The organism is Gibbsiella greigii, from assembly GCF_039540155.1.
Taxonomy (GTDB): domain Bacteria; phylum Pseudomonadota; class Gammaproteobacteria; order Enterobacterales; family Enterobacteriaceae; genus Gibbsiella; species Gibbsiella quercinecans.
In genome coordinates this window covers 68,613-86,583 of record NZ_BAABEM010000006.1, presented here as the reverse complement: position 1 = coordinate 86,583, position 17,971 = coordinate 68,613, and the positions used below count along the sequence as shown (strand labels likewise).

The following is a 17,971-nucleotide window of genomic DNA, read 5'->3' as shown; positions in this document are numbered from 1 at the left end:
CGCTGCAAGCGGCGGCAGCGCCAACTGTGGTGTTACCGGCATAATTGGCGCTTTACACCGCTCGTTACACTTTGCACGCTAATGTTTCGATTGTTCGTTGGCCGCCTGGCCGGACCACGCGCTACAGTATTCGGACCCAGAGGTATTGATTGGTGAGTGTCAACATTCGTGTTGAACCCATTGTCCTTGCACCAACCTACGCGGATGCGTAGGTTTTTTTTTACCTGCCGTTTCGCCATCGCCGCAGTGCATTTCTGCTGATTTCATGAGTTATTTCCAGCCGGTGCGGGATATTTACAGCTGGTTGCATTTAGAGCGGAACGTTTGCGTTTCCGCGGTAGTTTCTTACGTGGCCTTTCTCTAGAGTAGGTAATCCCAGAGGTATTGATTGGTGAGAAATCAGCATACCCGGTATGCTGATACCATTTTCAATTGCACCAACCTACGCGGATGCGTAGGTTTTTTTTTGCCCCGCCCCAGCCATATAGTATTCTTTGCCCCTACAACCATTTAGCCAAGGAGAAGGGGCATGATGTATGCCATATTACGCACACTGTTCCGGGTGTTGTTTCGCGTGCGCGTTGAAGGTGACCTAAACAACGTGAATCAGCAAAAATTGCTGATCACCCCCAATCACGTCTCTTTCCTTGACGGCGCACTGTTAGCGCTGTTCCTACCGATCAAGCCGGTGTTTGCCGTCTACTCCAGCGTTTCCGACCGTTGGTTTATGCGTTGGCTGAAAAACTATGTTGATTTTGTCTCGCTCGATCCCACCAAGCCGATGGCGGTGAAGAACCTGGTGCGCGAAGTGCAAAAAGGCCGGCCTATCGTGGTGTTCCCGGAAGGGCGCATCACGGTGACCGGTTCGCTGATGAAGGTCTATGACGGCGCCGGGTTTATCGCCGCCAAATCCGGCGCCACCGTGGTGCCGGTGCGTATTGACGGCCCTGAATACAGCCCGTTTGGCCGCATGGCCGGGGTGTTTAAAATCCGCTGGTTCCCGTCGATCACTCTGTCGATCTTGCCCCCTTGCCAATTGCCGATGCCGCAAGCGCCGCGCGCCCGCGAGCGCCGCATGCTGGCGGGGGAAAAGTTGCACCAGATCATGATGCAGGCGCGGATGGACACCCGCACGCCGCAAACGCTGTTCGGCGCGCTGCTGGCCGCCAGCCAACGCTATGGCTACGGCAAGCCCTGCATTGAAGACATCAATTTTCAGGAAGACAGCTATCGCGGGCTGATCAAAAAGTCGCTGGGCGTCAGCCGTATCCTGCAACGTTTTACGGCGGAAAGGGAACACGTCGGGTTGCTGTTGCCGAACGCCACCATCACCGTGGCGGCGATTTTTGGCGCCTCGCTGCGCAACCGCATCCCGGCGATGTTGAATTACACCGCGGGCGCCAACGGGCTGAAAAGCGCGATGACCGCGGCGACCATCAACACCATTGTCACCTCCCGGCAGTTCCTGGAAAAGGGCAAGCTCACCCACCTGCCCGAACAGGTGCCGCAGGCCAACTGGGTCTATCTGGAAGATCTGAAAGACACGGTTACCCTGGCGGATAAACTGTGGATCCTGCGCCACCTGCTGCAGCCCGCCCGCGCCATGCTGGCGCAGCGGCCGGACGATGCGGCGCTGGTGTTGTTCACCTCCGGTTCTGAAGGCACGCCGAAGGGCGTGGTTCATTCCCATGCCAGCTTGCTGGCCAACGTCGAGCAGATTCGCACGATTGCCGATTTCACCCCGCGCGATCGTTTTATGTCGTCGTTGCCGCTGTTTCACTCCTTCGGCCTGACCGTCGGGCTGATTACGCCGCTGATCACCGGCAGCCGGGTTTTCCTCTACCCAAGCCCGCTGCATTACCGGGTGGTGCCAGAGCTGGTTTACGATAAAAACTGCACGGTGCTGTTTGGCACGCCGACCTTCCTGAACAACTACGCGCGCTTTGCCCACCCGTATGATTTTGCCCGCCTGCGCTACGTGGTTGCAGGCGCGGAGAAACTGGCGGACAGCACCCGGCAAATCTGGCAGGACAAGTTCGGTATCCGCATTCTGGAAGGCTATGGTGTGACCGAATGTGCGCCGGTGGTGTCGATCAACGTGCCGATGGCGGCCAAAGTGGGCACCGTCGGGCGCATCATGCCGAAGATGGAGGCGCGCCTGATCGCCATGCCGGGGATTGAGCACGGCGGCCGCCTGCAGTTGAAAGGCCCGAACATCATGAAAGGCTATCTGCGCGTCGAACGCCCAGGCGAACTGGAGCCGCCGGCCGCAGAAGACCAACACGGCAACGTGCAGCCAGGCTGGTACGACACCGGCGATATCGTCACGCTGGATGAACAGGGGTACTGCGCTATCCGTGGCCGGGTGAAGCGCTTCGCCAAGCTGGCTGGGGAGATGGTTTCGCTGGAGAGCGTCGAACAGTTGGCGCTCAGCGTATCGCCGGATGGCCAGCACGCGGCGACGGTGAAAAGCGACAGCAGCAAAGGCGAAGTGCTGGTGCTGTTTACCACCGATGCCGCGGTTACCCGCGATGCGCTGTTGCGCGCCGCGCGCGAGCAGGGCATCCCGGAGCTGGCAGTGCCGCGCGATATTCGCATACAGAAAACGTTGCCGGTGCTGGGCAGCGGCAAACCCGATTTTGTGACCCTGCGTAAAATGGCCGAGCAGCCGGAGAATGCCCAATGAATACCTCGTCGCATAATGCGGATGCGCCGTTGCTGTCACGCAGCATGATGGCGGTGATCTGCGCCCAGTTCTTTTCGGCGTTTGGCGATAACGCACTGCTGTTCGCTACGCTGGCGCTGATCAAACAGCAGCACTACCCGGACTGGAGCCAGCCGGTGTTGCAGATGGCGTTTGTCGCCACCTACATCATTCTGGCGCCTTTTGTCGGCCAGATCGCCGACAGCTTCTCCAAGGGGCGGGTGATGATGGTGGCCAATGGCCTGAAGCTGGCCGGCGCGCTGGCGATTTGTTTCGGCTTTGACCCATTCCTCGGCTATACCCTGGTGGGGATTGGCGCGGCGGCTTATTCGCCGGCCAAATACGGCATCCTGGGGGAAATCGCCCGCGGCGATCAGTTGGTGAAGGCGAACGGCCTGATGGAAGCGTCGACCATCGCGGCGATCCTGATAGGTTCCGTCGCCGGCGGGGTGTTGGCGGACTGGCATATTATCGCCGCGCTGGCGGCGTGCGCACTGGTGTATGCCGCCGCGGTGGTGGCGAACTACTACATTCCGTATCTTGCGGCGGCGCACCCCGGCACCTCCTGGCGGCCGCTGGCGATGGGCCGGGCGTTTTTCAGCGCCTGCAAAACGCTATGGCACGATGGCCAGACGCGCTTCTCGCTGATTGGCACCAGCCTGTTCTGGGGCGCCGGCGTGACGCTGCGTTTCCTGCTGGTGTTGTGGGTGCCGGTTGCGCTGGGCATTAGCGATAACGCCACGCCGACGTTGCTCAATGCCATGGTCGCCGTGGGGATCGTCGCCGGCGCTGGGGCGGCGGCGCGCTTCGTGACGCTGGAAACGGTAAAGCGCTGTATGCCGTCCGGGATCCTGATTGGCGTGGTGGTGGCGATCTTTGCACTGCAGACCAGCATGCTCAATGCCTACCTGTTGCTGTTCGCTATTGGCGTGTTGGGGGGCTTTTTCGTGGTGCCGTTGAATGCGCTGTTGCAGGCGCGCGGCAAGCTGTCGGTTGGCGCGGGCAACGCGATCGCCGTGCAGAACTTGGGCGAAAACGCGGCGATGTTGTTAATGCTGGGCCTGTATTCGCTGGTGGTGAAAATGGGCGTGCCGGTGGTCGGGGTCGGTATTGGGTTCGGCGTGGTGTTCGCGCTGGCGATTGCCGCACTGTGGTTTTCGCAGCGGCGCGCGGCCTAGACCGCGCACCGAGGATTACAGATTAAGGCGCGGGGATGGTAAAGCGGCTGTGGATTTCTTCCAGCGCCTGCAATACCTCTTCACCTAACGTCAGGTTGAAGCTGTCGATGTTGGTTTTCAACTGTTCCAGCGTGGTGGCGCCCAACAGGGTGCTGGCGACAAACGGCTGCTGGCGCACGAACGCCAACGCCATCTGCGCGGGATCCAACCCGTGCTTTTTCGCCAACGCCACGTATTCAGCGATCGCCTGCTCGCTGTGCGGCGAGGAGTAGCGGGTAAAGCGGCTGAACAGCGTATTGCGTGCGCCGGCCGGCTTGGCGCCGTTCAGGTATTTGCCGGTCAGGGTGCCGAAGGCCAGGCAGGAATAGGCCAACAGTTCCACCCCTTCATGCTGGCTGATTTCCGCCAGGCCGACTTCAAAGCTGCGGTTCAGCAGGCTGTAGGGGTTCTGGATGGTCACAATGCGCGGCAGCTCGTGTTTTTCCGCCAAGTGCAGGTAGCGCATCACGCCGTAGGGCGTTTCGTTGGAAACGCCGATATAGCGGATTTTGCCGGCGCGCACCTGTTCGTTCAGCGCCTCCAGCGTTTCCAGCAGCGTGACCGCCGCTTTTTCATCGCTATAGCTGTAGTTCAGCTTGCCGAAAAAGTTGGTGGCGCGCTGCGGCCAGTGCAACTGGTACAGATCCAGGTAATCGGTGTTCAGGCGTTGCAGGCTGGCGTCCAGCGCCGCACGGATGTTTTTTCGATCCAGCGCCTGGTTGGGGCGAATACCGTTGTCGTTGCCGCGTACCGGCCCGACCACTTTGCTCGCCAACACGATCTTTTCGCGGTTGCCGCGCGCTTTTATCCAACTGCCGATGTACTGTTCGGTCAGGCCCTGTGTTTCCGGGCGCGGGGGAACCGGGTACATTTCCGCAGTATCAATCAGGTTGATACCCGCAGCTAAGGCATAATCCAGCTGCGCATGGGCATCGGCTTCGCTATTTTGTTCGCCAAAGGTCATCGTGCCCAGTCCCAGCACACTCACTTCTAAAGAACTATGGGGAATTCGGTGATATTGCATTAACGGCCTTCCTTAATAGAGCGCTTAACAGGAGCCTGGTGAAAGATGCGACGCAGGGCGCCTTTTCCGACTATAACCAAGCCGCGAACGGGGGGGAAGAGGATTAAAGCGGGGCAGAGCAGAAAGCTATCACGCCGTGAGGGCGCGATAGCGCAATGAAGCAGGCGGTGCACTGCCTGGGCTTAACTTAGCGTTCGATGATTTGTGAAACCTGATCGCTGTTAATCTGGCGGTTATTGCCTTGTTCGTCCGTATAACTGATTAAGCCGGTGTCGCTATCCATCTGTGGCTTGCCCTGGGTGAGGATCATGTTCCCCTCTTTGGTCGCCATCACATAATTGCTGGAACACCCCGCCAGCACGGCGATCGTCAGCAGCGCTGATGCCGCCATTACCCATTTTTTCATTGCGCGAATCCTCATCTGTGTCAAAGAGTCGCTGTTAAGATTAACAAATTTCGGCCGGCGAAAGTTTCGGATAAGTCTTTATCTGGCGCTGGTGCCGTTCTGGCCCCACACAAGGGCCAGGCGCACGGCTTAATCCGCCGTATGGCTTTTCCTGTTGCGCACCAGGTTCAACGCTTCGACCGACATTGAGAAGAACATCGCAAAGTAGATATAGCCTTTTGGCACGTGGATCTGGAAGCTTTCCAGCATCAGGGTAAAGCCCACCAGGATCAGGAAAGAGAGCGCCAGCATTTTTACCGAAGGATGGCGGCTGACGAATTCGCCAATCGGCCGGGCGGCGAACATCATCACGCCCACGGCAATCACCACGGCGGCCATCATAATGAACAGATGATCGGACAGCCCGACTGCGGTAATCACCGAGTCCAGGCTGAAGATAATATCCAGCAGCATGATCTGAATGATGGCGCCCCAAAAGCTGTGCACTTTGGTGTGGTGTTCTTCTTCCGTGCCTTCGATGGTTTCGTGGATCTCTTTGCTGGCTTTCCAAATCAGGAACAACCCGCCGAAGAGCAGAATCAGATCGCGCGTGGAAATATCAAAGCCAGCGACGCTGAACAACGGGTGCGTCAGGCGGACAACCCAGGCAATGGAAGCCAGCAGCGCCAGGCGCATCAGCATCGCCGCCGCCAGCCCCATGCGGCGCGCTTTGTTTTGCTGCGCCTTCGGCAGTTTTGCTACCACCAGTGAAAGAAAAATAATGTTATCGATACCCAAAACGATCTCAAGGATGGTCAGCGTACCTAATGCCAACCAGGCATTGGGATCCATAATCCATTCAAACATTGCCCAGAACACCTCAAAAAATGCAAAGTAGCGATTATACGCGTTTCTGAAAGCCGTGACACCGCGTTGCCTGCAATGGCGTGCGGCTAACAGCCTTTAAACCGTGAAATGCCGGGCCAGCAGGGCCGCGGTGAAACGCTTTTTCAGATAGAAACCGCGTGGCAAGGTCAGAATGGGTTGGCCCTGTTCGCCGATTGCTTCGGTCAGGGCTTTACTGTTGGCCGCCTTGGGCCGCAGTTGCAGCACTTCGCCATGGCGCGCGGTGATACGCTCAACGTGGCCGAGCACGATCAGATCCATCAGCTCTTCCCAGTCGCGGCGCAACATCTCTTCTTCTTGCTCATTGGGGCTCCAAAGCAGCGGCGAACCGACCCGGCGCTGCGCCAGTGGAATTTGGCGTTCGCCTTCAACCGGGATCCACAGCACCCGTGCTAGCTTGTGGCGCACGTGGCTGCTTTCCCAGGTTACCCCACTGTTGCCGGTCAGCGGCGCAACGCAGACAAAGGTGGTTTCCAGCGGATTGCCGCCGGCATCGACCGGAATGGTCTTCAACTCAATGCCTAGCTCCGGGAAATCTTGTTCCGGTTTGCTGCCGGCCATTGCGCCCAGGTAAAGCTCCAGCAGCATGCCCACCCAGCCTTTATCCCGCTTCAGGTTGTTGGGGATGGCGATTTGCGCCTGCGCGGCTAGTTCGCCGAAGCTAAAGCCGGCCAGCGCCTGTGCGCGCTCAAACAGCTGGCGTTCGTTTTCCGGCGGGGCGGGCAGTGGGGATAAAAAAGCCATAAATCAAAGCCTGTTAATGCTGGTCAAAAAACACACTGACTTTACGCACCGCAAATCATAGCCGGGTACGATAAGGGGAAAGTGTAATAGTAGCATGATTTTCCATGGTTTTTTTCTTCGTTGGCGCTGGATTGCCGAACCTTGCCCGCGCTTGTGCACCTGAAGCCACCGACAATGAACAGGATCTTACACCTATTTATCCACAGATTTATGGGATAACCCAAAATTTTCCCGATCACTGGTTCGATTTACAGCCTTGACGTGGCGGGTTTATTGCGAAATTGCCCGTTTTGTGCGTAACTCCGGCGGATAATCTGTGGATAAAAAAGGCGTTGGTGGATCTTTCGCCAGTCTAAGATCCTAAGCGTGCATAGATCACATTTTTCCCCTGTTCATAACTGAAGTAATCGATTTACTTATTTGTTTTTAAAGTAAATGTGTAAAATTTTTTTTGGCGGTGATTTTGTGCTGCCTGGAGTTTTACCCGTTTATTCATTGAGTTCTACACACACCTATCCACAGAAAAAGTGAATAAAAGCCCCCTGTGAGGCCAGTGCGTGTTTATAACTTTGCCATTATCTGTGAGTTATCCAAATGTTATCCGGCGCGCACGGCTGCAAAGCAGTGGTTTACCGCCTGTGGCATGTGTGAAACAATCAGGTCATCTATACGAATTTATGCTTATCGAGGTAGTCCGGTGATCGATGATGATGGCTACCGCCCGAATGTTGGTATCGTAATCTGTAATCGTCAGGGGCAGGTCCTATGGGCCCGCCGTTACGGTCAACACTCTTGGCAGTTTCCTCAGGGCGGCATAAACCCTGGCGAAACGCCTGAGCAAGCGATGTACCGTGAGCTGTTCGAAGAAGTGGGCTTGAGCAGAAAGGATGTGCGTATCCTGGCTTCAACCCGTAACTGGTTGCGCTATAAATTGCCAAAACGTTTGGTGCGTTGGGACACAAAGCCGGTATGTATCGGCCAAAAGCAAAAATGGTTTCTGCTGCAGCTTATGTGCAACGAAGCGGATATCAACATGCAGCGCAGCGGCACGCCGGAGTTTGATGGCTGGCGCTGGGTGAGCTTCTGGTATCCGGTGCGGCAGGTTGTGTCGTTCAAGCGTGATGTCTATCGCCGGGTGATGAAGGAATTCTCCGTGACCGTCATGCCGATGCAGGAGCCGGCGCCGCAACGGCAGGCTCCCGCCTACCGTAGAAAGAGAGGTTGAGTTAAGCAGACTATGCTGACGCGCTTGCGAGAAATTGTTGAAAAGGTGGCTGGTGCGGCCAGTTTGGCAGAGTCGTTGGATATTCTGGTCAACGAAACCTGTCAGGCGATGGATACGGAAGTGTGTTCTATCTATCTGGCTGACAATGATCGCCGTTGTTATTACCTGATGGCGACGCGCGGGTTGAAAAAACCGCGCGGGCGCGCCGTGGCGCTGGCATTTGATGAAGGCGTGGTCGGGCTGGTGGGGCGCCGGGCGGAGCCCATCAACCTGGCGGATGCGCAGAGCCACCCCAGCTTCAAGTATGTGCCGCAGGTAAAGGAAGATCGTTTTCGATCCTTCCTCGGGGTGCCGATTATCCACCGCCGCCAACTGCTTGGCGTGTTAGTGGTGCAGCAGCGTGAGCTGCGCCAGTTCGATGAAAGTGAAGAATCCTTTATGGTCACCCTGGCCACGCAGATGGCCGGGATCCTCTCGCAGTCGCAACTCAATGCCATTTTTGGCCAGTATCGCCAAACGCGCGTGCGTGCGCTGGCCGCCGCGCCGGGCGTGGCGGTGGCGGAAGGCTGGCAGGACAGCAGCCAGCCCACGCTTGAGCAGGTGTACAAGGCTTCTACGCTGGATACCGCCAGGGAGCGTGAGCGCCTGACGCACGCGCTGGAAGAGGCCGGCGCGGAGTTCCGCCGTTTCAGCAAGCGCTTTAGCGCCGGCGCGCAAAAAGAAAGCGCGGCGATTTTTGATCTTTATTCCCACCTGTTGAACGATTCCCGCCTGAAGCGTGAACTTTTTGCCGAAATTGACGCCGGCTCGGTGGCCGAATGGGCGGTGAAACAGGTGATCGAGGCCTTTGCCGAACAGTTCGCCAAGCTGAAGGATACCTACATGCGCGAGCGCGCCAGCGATCTGCGCGCGCTCGGCCAACGCCTGCTGTTCTACCTTGACGACACCACCCACGGTGCCACCCAATGGCCGCAACGCTTTATTTTGGTGGCCGAAGAACTGAGCGCCACCCTGCTGGCGGAAGTGCCGCAGGATCGGCTGGCTGGCGTGGTGGTGCGCGATGGCGCCGCCAACTCGCACGCGGCGATCCTGGTGCGCGCCATGGGCGTGCCGACGGTGATGGGGGCGGATATTCAGCCCGCGCTGCTCAGCCAGCGGCTATTGATCGTCGACGGTTACCGCGGCGAGTTGCTGGTGGATCCGGAGCCGGTACTGGTGCAGGAATACCAGCGGCTGATTACCGAAGAACAAGAGCTCAGCAAGCTGGCGGAAGGGGACGTTGAGCAGCCGGCGCAGTTGCAAAGTGGCGAACGGGTGCAGATATTGCTCAACGCCGGCCTGAGCCCGGAGCATGAACAACTGCTTGGCGGCCGTGTCGACGGCGTGGGGCTGTACCGCACCGAAATCCCGTTCATGCTGCAAAGCGGCTTTCCTTCCGAAGAGGAGCAGGTCGCGCAGTATCAGGGCATGTTGCAGCTTTACCCGTCAAAACCGGTAACGCTGCGCACCCTGGATGTCGGCGCGGATAAGCAACTGCCGTATATGCCGATCAGCGAAGAGAACCCCTGCCTCGGTTGGCGCGGCATTCGTATTACGCTCGATCAGCCGGAGATATTCCTGATCCAGGTGCGCGCCATGTTGCGCGCCAACGCCGGCACGGGCAACCTGAGCATCTTGCTGCCGATGGTCAGCAGCCTGGATGAGATCGACGAGGCGAAGCGCCTGATCGATCGCGCCGGGCATGAGGTGGAAGAGATGCTCGGTTATGCCATTCCCAAACCGCAGATCGGCGTGATGCTGGAAGTGCCTTCGATGATCTTCCTGATCCCGCATTTGGCCGGGCGCGTGGATTTTATTTCCGTCGGCACCAACGATCTCACCCAGTATCTGCTGGCGGTCGATCGCAACAATACCCGCGTGGCCGCGTTGTACGATGGCCTGCATCCTTCCATGTTGCGCGTGCTGCAACTGATCATCAGCCAAGGGGAAGCCGCTGGGCTGCGGGTGGCGCTATGCGGTGAGTTGGCCGGCGATCCGATGGGGGCGCTGCTGCTGGTCGGCATGGGGTTCCGCAACCTAAGCATGAACGGGCGCAGCGTGGCGCGCATTAAGTACCTGCTGCGGCACATTGCCTTGCCGGATGCGCAGGTATTGGCCCAGCGCGTGCTGAATGCCCAGATGACCAGTGAAGTGCGCCACCTGGTGGCGGCGTTTATGGAGCGGCACGGTATGGGCGGCCTGATCCGCGGCGGCCGCTGAAGGCAGCGGCTGTCTGATTTTTTTACAGAACTTTTCCCAGCGGGCCAATCCGGTCGGGGTTGTGCTTGTGCTATCATGCGCGTCTTTGGCCGTCATACCGTTCTGTTTTGGTTGGCAGGTTCCACTGGCTGTGTTGAAGGCAGCGGCAAGATGATTTATCGCAGCTGTGTTTCGCCGTATTTGGCACCATCCGCCTGCGGATGGGTAGAACAATAGACTTATTGTGGTGATAGATGAGCAATAGCTATCTGGCGTTTCCTGAGTTTGATCCGGTGATTTTCTCGCTCGGCCCGGTGTCCCTGCATTGGTATGGGTTGATGTACCTGGTGGGGTTTGTTTTTGCCATGTGGTTGGCCATTCGCCGCGCCAATAAACCGGGCAGCGGCTGGACCCGGGATGAGGTGGAAAACCTGCTGTACGCCGGTTTCCTCGGTGTGTTTGTCGGCGGCCGCGTTGGCTATGTGCTGTTTTACAACCTGCCGCTGTTCCTGGATAACCCCCTGTATCTGTTCAAAGTGTGGGACGGCGGTATGTCGTTCCATGGCGGCCTGATCGGCGTTATTCTGGTGATGTTTTGGTTTGCCCGCCGCACCGGGCGCAACTTCTTCCAGGTGTCTGATTTTATCGCCCCGTTAATCCCGTTTGGCCTGGGCGCCGGCCGGCTGGGCAACTTCATCAACGGCGAACTGTGGGGGCGTGTCACCACCGACGTGCCTTGGGCGATGCTGTTCCCGGGCTCGCGCACCGAAGATATGGCCATCGCCGTGGCCGATCCTAAATGGCTGCCGCTGTTGAATCAGTACGGCGTTTTGCCGCGCCACCCGTCGCAACTGTACGAGTTGCTGCTGGAAGGGGTTGTGCTGTTTATCATTCTGAACCTGTTCATCCGCAAGCCCCGCCCGATGGGGGCCGTTTCCGGGCTGTTCCTGATTGGCTATGGGGCGTTTCGGATTATCGTCGAAGCGTTCCGCCAGCCTGACGCCCAACTCGGTCTGTTTGATAACCTGATCAGCATGGGGCAGATCCTGTCGATTCCGATGGTGCTGGCCGGTATTATTATGATGATTTGGGCGTACCGTCGTCGCCCGCAGCAATAACCGTTTGTGAGGAAAAATGAAACAGTATCTGGAGTTAATGAAAAAAGTGCTCGCTGAGGGCACCCCTAAAGCCGACCGTACCGGCACTGGCACGCTGTCGATTTTCGGCCACCAGATGCGTTTCAACCTGCAGGAAGGTTTCCCGCTGGTGAGCACCAAAAAATGCCATCTGCGCTCCATTATCCACGAACTGTTATGGTTCCTGAATGGCGACACCAACATTGCTTATCTGCACGAAAATAAGGTGAGCATTTGGGATGAGTGGGCGGACGAAAACGGCGATCTGGGGCCGGTTTACGGCAAACAATGGCGTGCCTGGGGCGCGGCCGACGGCCGGCAGATCGACCAGCTCAGCACCGTACTGCAGCAACTGAAGCAAGATCCTGACTCGCGCCGTATCATCGTTTCCGCCTGGAACGTGGGCGAGCTGGATCAAATGGCGCTGGCGCCGTGCCATGCCTTTTTCCAGTTCTACGTGGCGGATGGCAAGCTCTCATGCCAACTGTATCAGCGCTCTTGCGACGTGTTCCTCGGCCTGCCGTTTAACATCGCCAGCTATGCGCTGCTGGTGCACATGATGGCGCAACAGTGCGATCTGGCCGTAGGCGACTTTGTTTGGACCGGTGGCGATACCCACTTGTACAACAACCATATGGAGCAGACCCAACTGCAGTTGACGCGTGAGCCACGCCCGCTGCCAAAACTGATCATCAAACGTAAGCCTGAATCGCTGTTTGATTACCGCTTCGATGATTTTGTCATTGAAGGTTACGATCCACACCCGGCGATCAAAGCACCGGTTGCCATCTAAGCCGGGCGATACACCGCTTTCCTCTCAGGGGCGCAACCACGTTGCGTCCCTGTTTTTTTGGCTGCTGCCGCCAGGCGGATAGTTTGTTTTTTGCGGCGCACGCCGCATAGCGGCCGGTTTCCCAGGCGGTTGCAACATCTTTTCGCCATGTCTTTCCCAACCTGAAAACAATCCGCTGCCGCTGATGCTGCCGGGCGAGTATCCTCACGCCCATGAAGATCAAACGGATGGAAAGCCTTCGGCAGCAGCGAGGGTTCACGCTGCTGGAACTGCTGGCCGTTATGGCGCTGGTGGCGATACTGACCGGCTGGGGGGTTGGCCAGTGGCGCCGTCAGCAACAGGCCCTGCGGCTGGAACACACGGCCCAGCAACTGCTGGCGTTTCTTACCCGGCTGCAGGCCGATGCCAATTGGCGCAACCGCGCGGCGCTGCTGTGGTTCCGGCAGGGCGATCCCTGGTGCATTGGCAGCGGTGGCAGTGAGCAGCAGTGCCGGCCGGGCAACGCCTGGCTGTTTATTCCCGCACACCCCGATGTGGCGCTTAAGGAGGTTACCCAAAAGGAGATGGGGTTCTATGGATTGCGCAACAATGCCCAGGCTGGGCACATTACGCTTGGCAACGGGGCGGGTAACGTGCAGGTGGTGCTGTCCGCTAAAGGGCGGCTGCGGCTGTGCAGCGAGGGGGGAGCGATCGGAGGAATAACCTCATGCTAGTACGGGAAGACGGCTTCACCCTGCCGGAGGTGTTGCTGGCCATGGCATTCGGCAGCCTGATTGCGATAGCGGCGGCAAAAACCTATCCTTTGCTGCGCCAGCAAACTTTGGCGCTGGGGCAACATTATCGCCTGGAAGTCACCCTGCGCCAAATCGCTTTCGGTATTGAAAAGGATCTGCGCCGCGCCGGTTTTTGCGCAGGCCAATGCACGGGGGAACCATTGTTGATTGGCAATGCCGAAGGCGAAGCCCCCGGCAGCTGCGTTATTGTCGTTTACGATTTGAACCGCAACGGCCGCTGGGAAGACACCGGCAGCGATGCGGAGCAGTTTGGCTACCGCTTGCGCCGTGGGGCGCTGGAAACGCAGCGTGGCGTAACCCACTGCCGCGGCAATGGCTGGGAGCGGGTATTTGATCAGGACGATATTATCATCGAGGCCTTTACCGTGGCGGTTAGCCCAGGGATGAGGGGGAAAACGCAGGTGGCGCTGGCATTAACCGGTCGCTCGGCGTTTAACGCCGACATCCGGCGCAGCATGAGCTGGGCGATCGCCCTGGCGGCGCGATGAACGTGCCGGCGCAACAGGGGGGCAGCACGCTGGCGGCGGTGCTGTTGCTGTTAGCCATGGGGCTGATGCTATTGACGGCGCAGCAGCGGCAACTGGATAACGCATTGTTGATGGCGGCCGATCAGCAGCAATATCTGCGGGCCTATAATCAGGCGGCCTCTGCGTTAGCCTGGGGCTTAACGCAGCGTTGGCCCCAGGCCGAGCTGCGCGCCGGCGCCTGGCATTGCCGGCAACAGGGGAGCGATAACCTGAAAGCCTGCGCCATGCCCGCCTCGCGGGAAGGCGTCGTGGTGTTGCGCGGTATGGGGGAAATGCGCAATGCGTCACCGTTTTGGCTGTATGCGCTAACGGTGCCGGGCGCCGGCGATCTTTTGAGCGCTGAACCGGGGGGCTGGCTGGATTTTTGCCCGGAAAAGAATGCGGCTGACTGTGATGGCTGATCGGCGTGCCTGCCCCGCCAATGGGCGAGCGTCAACGCAACGCGGGTTCAGCCTGCTGGAGGTTTTGGTGGCGGCGTTGCTGTTCGCCGTTTCGCTGCTGGGCCTGTTACAATACCAGCAGGTTTTATTGCAGGGGTTCCAGCGCCAGTGGCAGTATCGCCAGGCCTGGGCATTGGCGCACCGGCAGTTGGAAAGCGTTGCGGCGAGCGGGCAAACGGAAAACGCCGCACCGTTGCCCGCGGGCTGGCAGGCTGATATTCAGCGCGTTATCGTTGATCCGCCCTGCCAGCGGGTGGTGGTCAGGATACGTACCCCCTTGCGGCAAGAAGCGGCGCTGAGCCGCTGGTTTTGCTCGCCCGGTTAAGCCGGCCTCAAGCTGTTAAGGAGCCTCATGTTTACGGTTTACCATTCCAATCAGTTGGATCTGCTCAAGACGTTAACCTGTGCGTTGATCGCCCGTGAGCCGCTGGCGGATCCATTCCAGCAGGAAGTGGTGCTGGTGCAAAGCCCCGGCATGGCCCAGTGGCTGCAGATGCAGTTGGCCGAGCAATTTGGCATCGCCGCGAATATAGCTTTCCCGTTGCCGGCATCCTTTATCTGGGACATGTTTACCCGGGTGTTGCCCGATATCCCCAAGGAAAGCGCATTCAGCAAAGATGCCATGACCTGGAAGCTGATGTGGCTGCTGCCTGAGCTGCTGCCGGAGCCCGCGTTTGCGCCGCTGCAGCATTACCTGACCGACGACGGCGACAAACGCAAAATTCACCAGTTGGCCGGCCGCGTGGCGGATCTGTTCGACCAATACCTGGTTTATCGCCCCCAGTGGCTGGAGCGCTGGGAGCGGGGGGAACGCGTTGAAGAACTGGCCGAAGCCCAGCAGTGGCAGGCGCCGTTGTGGAGCAAATTGGTCGAGTATACGCGGGTGCTCGAGCAGCCTGAATGGCACCGTGCCAACCTGTATCACCGCTTTATTTCCGCGCTGGAAAAGGCGGATACGTGCCCGCCCGGCCTGCCGCCGCGGGTCTTCATCTGCGGGATTTCCGCGTTGCCGCCGGTGTACCTGGATGCCTTACAGGCGCTGGGCAAACATATTGATATCCACCTGATGTTCACCAACCCTTGCCGCTATTACTGGGGGGATATTCAGGATTACGCTTTCCTGGCGCGGCTGCAAAGCCGGAAACGCCGCCGCTATCATCAGGCGTTGGAGCAGGGATTATTTCGGCAGCCGGAGCAGGCAGCGCAGCTGTTTGACGCCGAGGGGGAGCAACAGCTAAGCAACCCCTTGCTGGCTTCCTGGGGCAAGCTGGGGCGCGATCACTTGTATCTGCTGGCGCAGATGCCAGCCACGCAGGAAGTGGACGCTTTCGTTGATATTGCGCCGGATAACCTCCTGCATGCGGTCCAGCACGATATGCTGGAGCTGGAAGACCACGCCGTTATCGTAACCAGCCAGAGCGCCTTGGCATCCAGCAACGGTAAGCGCCTGTTGGATCCTGACGATCGTTCCATCAGCCTGCACGCCTGCCACAGCCCGCAGCGCGAGGTGGAAGTGCTGCACGACCAGCTGTTATCCATGCTGGCTGACGATCCGCAGCTCACGCCGCGCGATATTATCGTGATGGTGGCGGATATCGACAGCTATACCCCCTACATTCAGGCGGTGTTCGGCAATGCGGCGCAAGAGCGCTACCTGCCGTTTGCCATTTCCGACCGTAAGGCCCGCCAGGCGCACCCGGTGCTGCAGGCTTTTATCGCGCTGCTGGATCTGCCGCAAAGCCGCTTCACCGCTGAACAGGTACTGGCGCTGCTGGAAGTGCCTGCGCTGGCGGCGCGTTTCGCCATTCAAGAGGATGGGCTGCGCCTGCTGCGCCACTGGGTGGCGGAATCCGGCGTGCGTTGGGGACTGGACGATGACAACGTGCGCGAACTGGCGCTGCCGGCCACCGGCCAGCATACCTGGCGCTTTGGCATTACGCGGATGCTGCTGGGCTATGCGATGGACAGCAACGCAGGGGATTGGCAGGGCGTGTTGCCCTATGATGAATCCAGCGGCCTGGTGGCGGAACTGGCGGGCCAGTTGGCCGAACTGCTGGCGCAGCTCAGCCAATGGCGCCTGCGGCTGGGCGAAGCGCGCACGCTGGCGGAGTGGTTGCCGCTGTGCCGCCAATTAATGAACGCTTTCTTCAGCACCGACAGCGATACCGAAGTGGTGCTGGCGTTGATTGAGCAACAGTGGCAACAGGTGATTGGCTATGGGCAGGCCGCGCGCTACCCGGATGCGGTGCCGCTGACGCTCTTGCGTGATGAACTGGCGGCCAGGCTTGATCAGGAGCGCATCAGCCAGCGTTTCCTCGCTGGGCAAATTAATTTCTGCACGCTGATGCCGATGCGTTCTATCCCGTTCAAAGTGGTTTGCCTGCTGGGGATGAATGACGGCGTTTATCCGCGCACGCTGCCGCCGTTAGGGTTTGATCTGATGGCGCAGCAGGTTCGGCGTGGCGATCGTAGCCGCCGTGATGACGATCGCTATTTGTTCCTGGAGGCAATCCTGTCTGCGCAGCAAAAATTGTATATCAGCTTTATCGGCCGTTCTATTCAGGACAACAGTGAGCGCTACCCTTCGGTGCTGGTGGCCGAGCTGCTGGAATATCTGCAACAGAGCTATTACCTGCCCGGGGATGAAACGCTGGATGCCGATAGCTGCGCGCGCAAGGTTGCCGAACATCTGCTGTGTTGGCATGCGCGCATGCCGTTTGCCGCGGAAAACTTCCTGCCGGGCAGCGAGCGGCAAAGCTATGCCGCAGAATGGCTGCCGGCGGCGGGCGGGCATGGCGCGCCGTTGCCGCCATTTAACCAACCGCTGTTGCCGGACGAGCGGGTGCAGTCGCAGGTACTTTCGCTGGACCAACTGCAGCGTTTTTATCGCCACCCGATTCGGGCGTTCTTCCAGTTGCGGCTTGGCGTGAACTTCATTTTGGAAGAAACCGAACTGCCAGACGAAGAGCCCTTCACGCTGGATAATCTCAGCCGTTATCAGTTCAATAGCCAATTGCTGAATGCACTGATTGATGGGGAAGACGCCATGCGCTTGTATCAACGGGTGCGTGCCGGCGGCGGCTTGCCTTATGGCGCCTTTGGTGAAATTTACTGGCAAAAACAACAGGAAGAGATGGCTGAACTGGCACAGCGGGTGTCTGAAGAGCGCCGCGAGGGGGCCAGCCTGGAGTTGGATATCCAGGTTGCCGGGGTACAGATTAACGGCTGGCTGCACCAGGTGCAGGACGATGGCCTGTTGCGCTGGCGCCCGGCCGCGCTTTCCGCCGTCGATGGCATCCTGTTATGGCTGGAGCACCTGGTGTATTGTTGCGCGGGCGGCCATGGTGAAAGCCGTATCTACGGGCGCCAAAATACCGCCTGGCGTTTTGCCCCGTTAGCGGTTGAAGAGGCGCAGCAACAATTGGCTGAACTGATCGCCGGTTACCAACGCGGGCTGTGCCAGCCATTGATGCTGCTAAATAAAAGCGGTTGGGCATGGCTGAGCCAATGTTACCAGCCGGAAACCCAACAGATTGACTGGGATGAGGCGGTGCAGGCCAAGGCGCGCGTCAAACTGCTGCAGGTGTGGCAAGGGGATCTGCGCATTCCGGGAGAAGGTGAAGATCCCTATATCCAGCGCGTATTCCGGCAAATTGACAATGTGCACCTGGCGGAAATTCTGGCGGAAACAGAGCGTTATCTTTTGCCGGTGATCAGGCACAATCTGGGCTAGTTTTTGGCCGGTGGTGCCGGCCTGGGGGAAGTGGTAAAAGAAGTATCTCGCCAGCGTAATGCGCGTTGCAGAAAAGCTAACGCCGCGGCGGTTTAACGTATGGCG

15 protein-coding genes are annotated in these 17,971 nt (G+C 58.8%); 11 read left to right on the top strand and 4 right to left on the bottom strand.

What is annotated here, in order from left to right; translation table 11 throughout:
* Positions 1-529: 529 nt before the first annotated feature.
* Positions 530-2,686 carry a bifunctional acyl-ACP--phospholipid O-acyltransferase/long-chain-fatty-acid--ACP ligase gene (gene aas, locus AC559G_RS03670; RefSeq protein WP_498911380.1) on the top strand — a complete coding sequence of 719 codons (2,157 nt, stop codon included), beginning with the start codon at positions 530-532 and terminating at the stop codon, positions 2,684-2,686.
* Positions 2,683-3,882: an MFS transporter gene (gene lplT / locus AC559G_RS03665; RefSeq protein ID WP_498911378.1), complete on the top strand. Its 1,200-nt coding sequence runs from the start codon at positions 2,683-2,685 to the stop codon at positions 3,880-3,882. The genes aas and lplT overlap by 4 nt, the downstream gene beginning before the upstream one ends.
* A gap of 22 nt (positions 3,883-3,904) precedes the next feature.
* On the opposite strand, the gene AC559G_RS03660 is transcribed toward lplT, so the two are convergent.
* The 4 genes from AC559G_RS03660 to mutH form a co-directional block, all read right to left on the bottom strand.
* Entirely contained in the window at positions 3,905-4,945 is a 1,041-nt protein-coding gene (locus AC559G_RS03660) for an NADP(H)-dependent aldo-keto reductase (RefSeq protein WP_121525538.1), read from the bottom strand.
* Positions 4,946-5,132: 187 nt separating this feature from the next.
* On the bottom strand, positions 5,133-5,351 hold the full coding sequence (locus AC559G_RS03655; RefSeq protein ID WP_095847409.1) for a YgdI/YgdR family lipoprotein: 219 nt from the start codon (positions 5,349-5,351) through the stop codon (positions 5,133-5,135).
* Between the two features lie 129 nt (positions 5,352-5,480).
* Positions 5,481-6,197 carry a TerC family protein gene (locus AC559G_RS03650; RefSeq protein WP_095847410.1) on the bottom strand — a complete coding sequence of 239 codons (717 nt, stop codon included), beginning with the start codon at positions 6,195-6,197 and terminating at the stop codon, positions 5,481-5,483.
* Positions 6,198-6,293: 96 nt separating this feature from the next.
* Positions 6,294-6,980 carry a DNA mismatch repair protein MutH gene (mutH, locus tag AC559G_RS03645; RefSeq protein WP_498911374.1) on the bottom strand — a complete coding sequence of 229 codons (687 nt, stop codon included), beginning with the start codon at positions 6,978-6,980 and terminating at the stop codon, positions 6,294-6,296.
* A gap of 697 nt (positions 6,981-7,677) precedes the next feature.
* Here mutH and rppH point away from each other — a divergent pair.
* From rppH to recC, 9 genes are all read left to right on the top strand, one after another.
* Positions 7,678-8,205 (top strand): RNA pyrophosphohydrolase, encoded by a 528-nt coding sequence (rppH, locus tag AC559G_RS03640; protein WP_095847413.1) that lies wholly within the window; start codon positions 7,678-7,680, stop codon positions 8,203-8,205.
* Positions 8,206-8,217: 12 nt separating this feature from the next.
* The gene (gene ptsP / locus AC559G_RS03635) at positions 8,218-10,464 is read left to right on the top strand and encodes a phosphoenolpyruvate--protein phosphotransferase (protein WP_498911372.1); all 2,247 of its coding nucleotides are present in this window, start codon (positions 8,218-8,220) and stop codon (positions 10,462-10,464) included.
* A 233-nt stretch (positions 10,465-10,697) separates the two neighbouring features.
* Positions 10,698-11,561 (top strand): prolipoprotein diacylglyceryl transferase, encoded by an 864-nt coding sequence (gene lgt, locus AC559G_RS03630; protein WP_438596995.1) that lies wholly within the window; start codon positions 10,698-10,700, stop codon positions 11,559-11,561.
* A gap of 16 nt (positions 11,562-11,577) precedes the next feature.
* A complete protein-coding gene (gene thyA, locus AC559G_RS03625) occupies positions 11,578-12,372 on the top strand; it encodes a thymidylate synthase (protein ID WP_498911369.1) in 795 nt (264 codons plus the stop codon).
* A gap of 227 nt (positions 12,373-12,599) precedes the next feature.
* Positions 12,600-13,085, top strand: a complete 486-nt coding sequence (locus AC559G_RS03620; protein WP_498911367.1) for a prepilin peptidase-dependent protein — start codon at positions 12,600-12,602, stop codon at positions 13,083-13,085.
* On the top strand, positions 13,079-13,654 hold the full coding sequence (locus AC559G_RS03615) for a prepilin peptidase-dependent protein (RefSeq protein ID WP_498911365.1): 576 nt from the start codon (positions 13,079-13,081) through the stop codon (positions 13,652-13,654). The genes AC559G_RS03620 and AC559G_RS03615 overlap by 7 nt, the downstream gene beginning before the upstream one ends.
* Positions 13,651-14,094 carry a YgdB family protein gene (locus AC559G_RS03610; RefSeq protein ID WP_498911363.1) on the top strand — a complete coding sequence of 148 codons (444 nt, stop codon included), beginning with the start codon at positions 13,651-13,653 and terminating at the stop codon, positions 14,092-14,094. Before AC559G_RS03615 ends, AC559G_RS03610 begins: the two co-directional genes overlap by 4 nt.
* The gene (locus tag AC559G_RS03605; protein WP_413541328.1) at positions 14,072-14,458 is read left to right on the top strand and encodes a prepilin-type N-terminal cleavage/methylation domain-containing protein; all 387 of its coding nucleotides are present in this window, start codon (positions 14,072-14,074) and stop codon (positions 14,456-14,458) included. Before AC559G_RS03610 ends, AC559G_RS03605 begins: the two co-directional genes overlap by 23 nt.
* 27 nt (positions 14,459-14,485) lie before the next feature.
* Entirely contained in the window at positions 14,486-17,866 is a 3,381-nt protein-coding gene (gene recC, locus AC559G_RS03600; protein ID WP_498911361.1) for an exodeoxyribonuclease V subunit gamma, read from the top strand.
* The last annotated feature ends 105 nt before the right edge of the window (positions 17,867-17,971 follow it).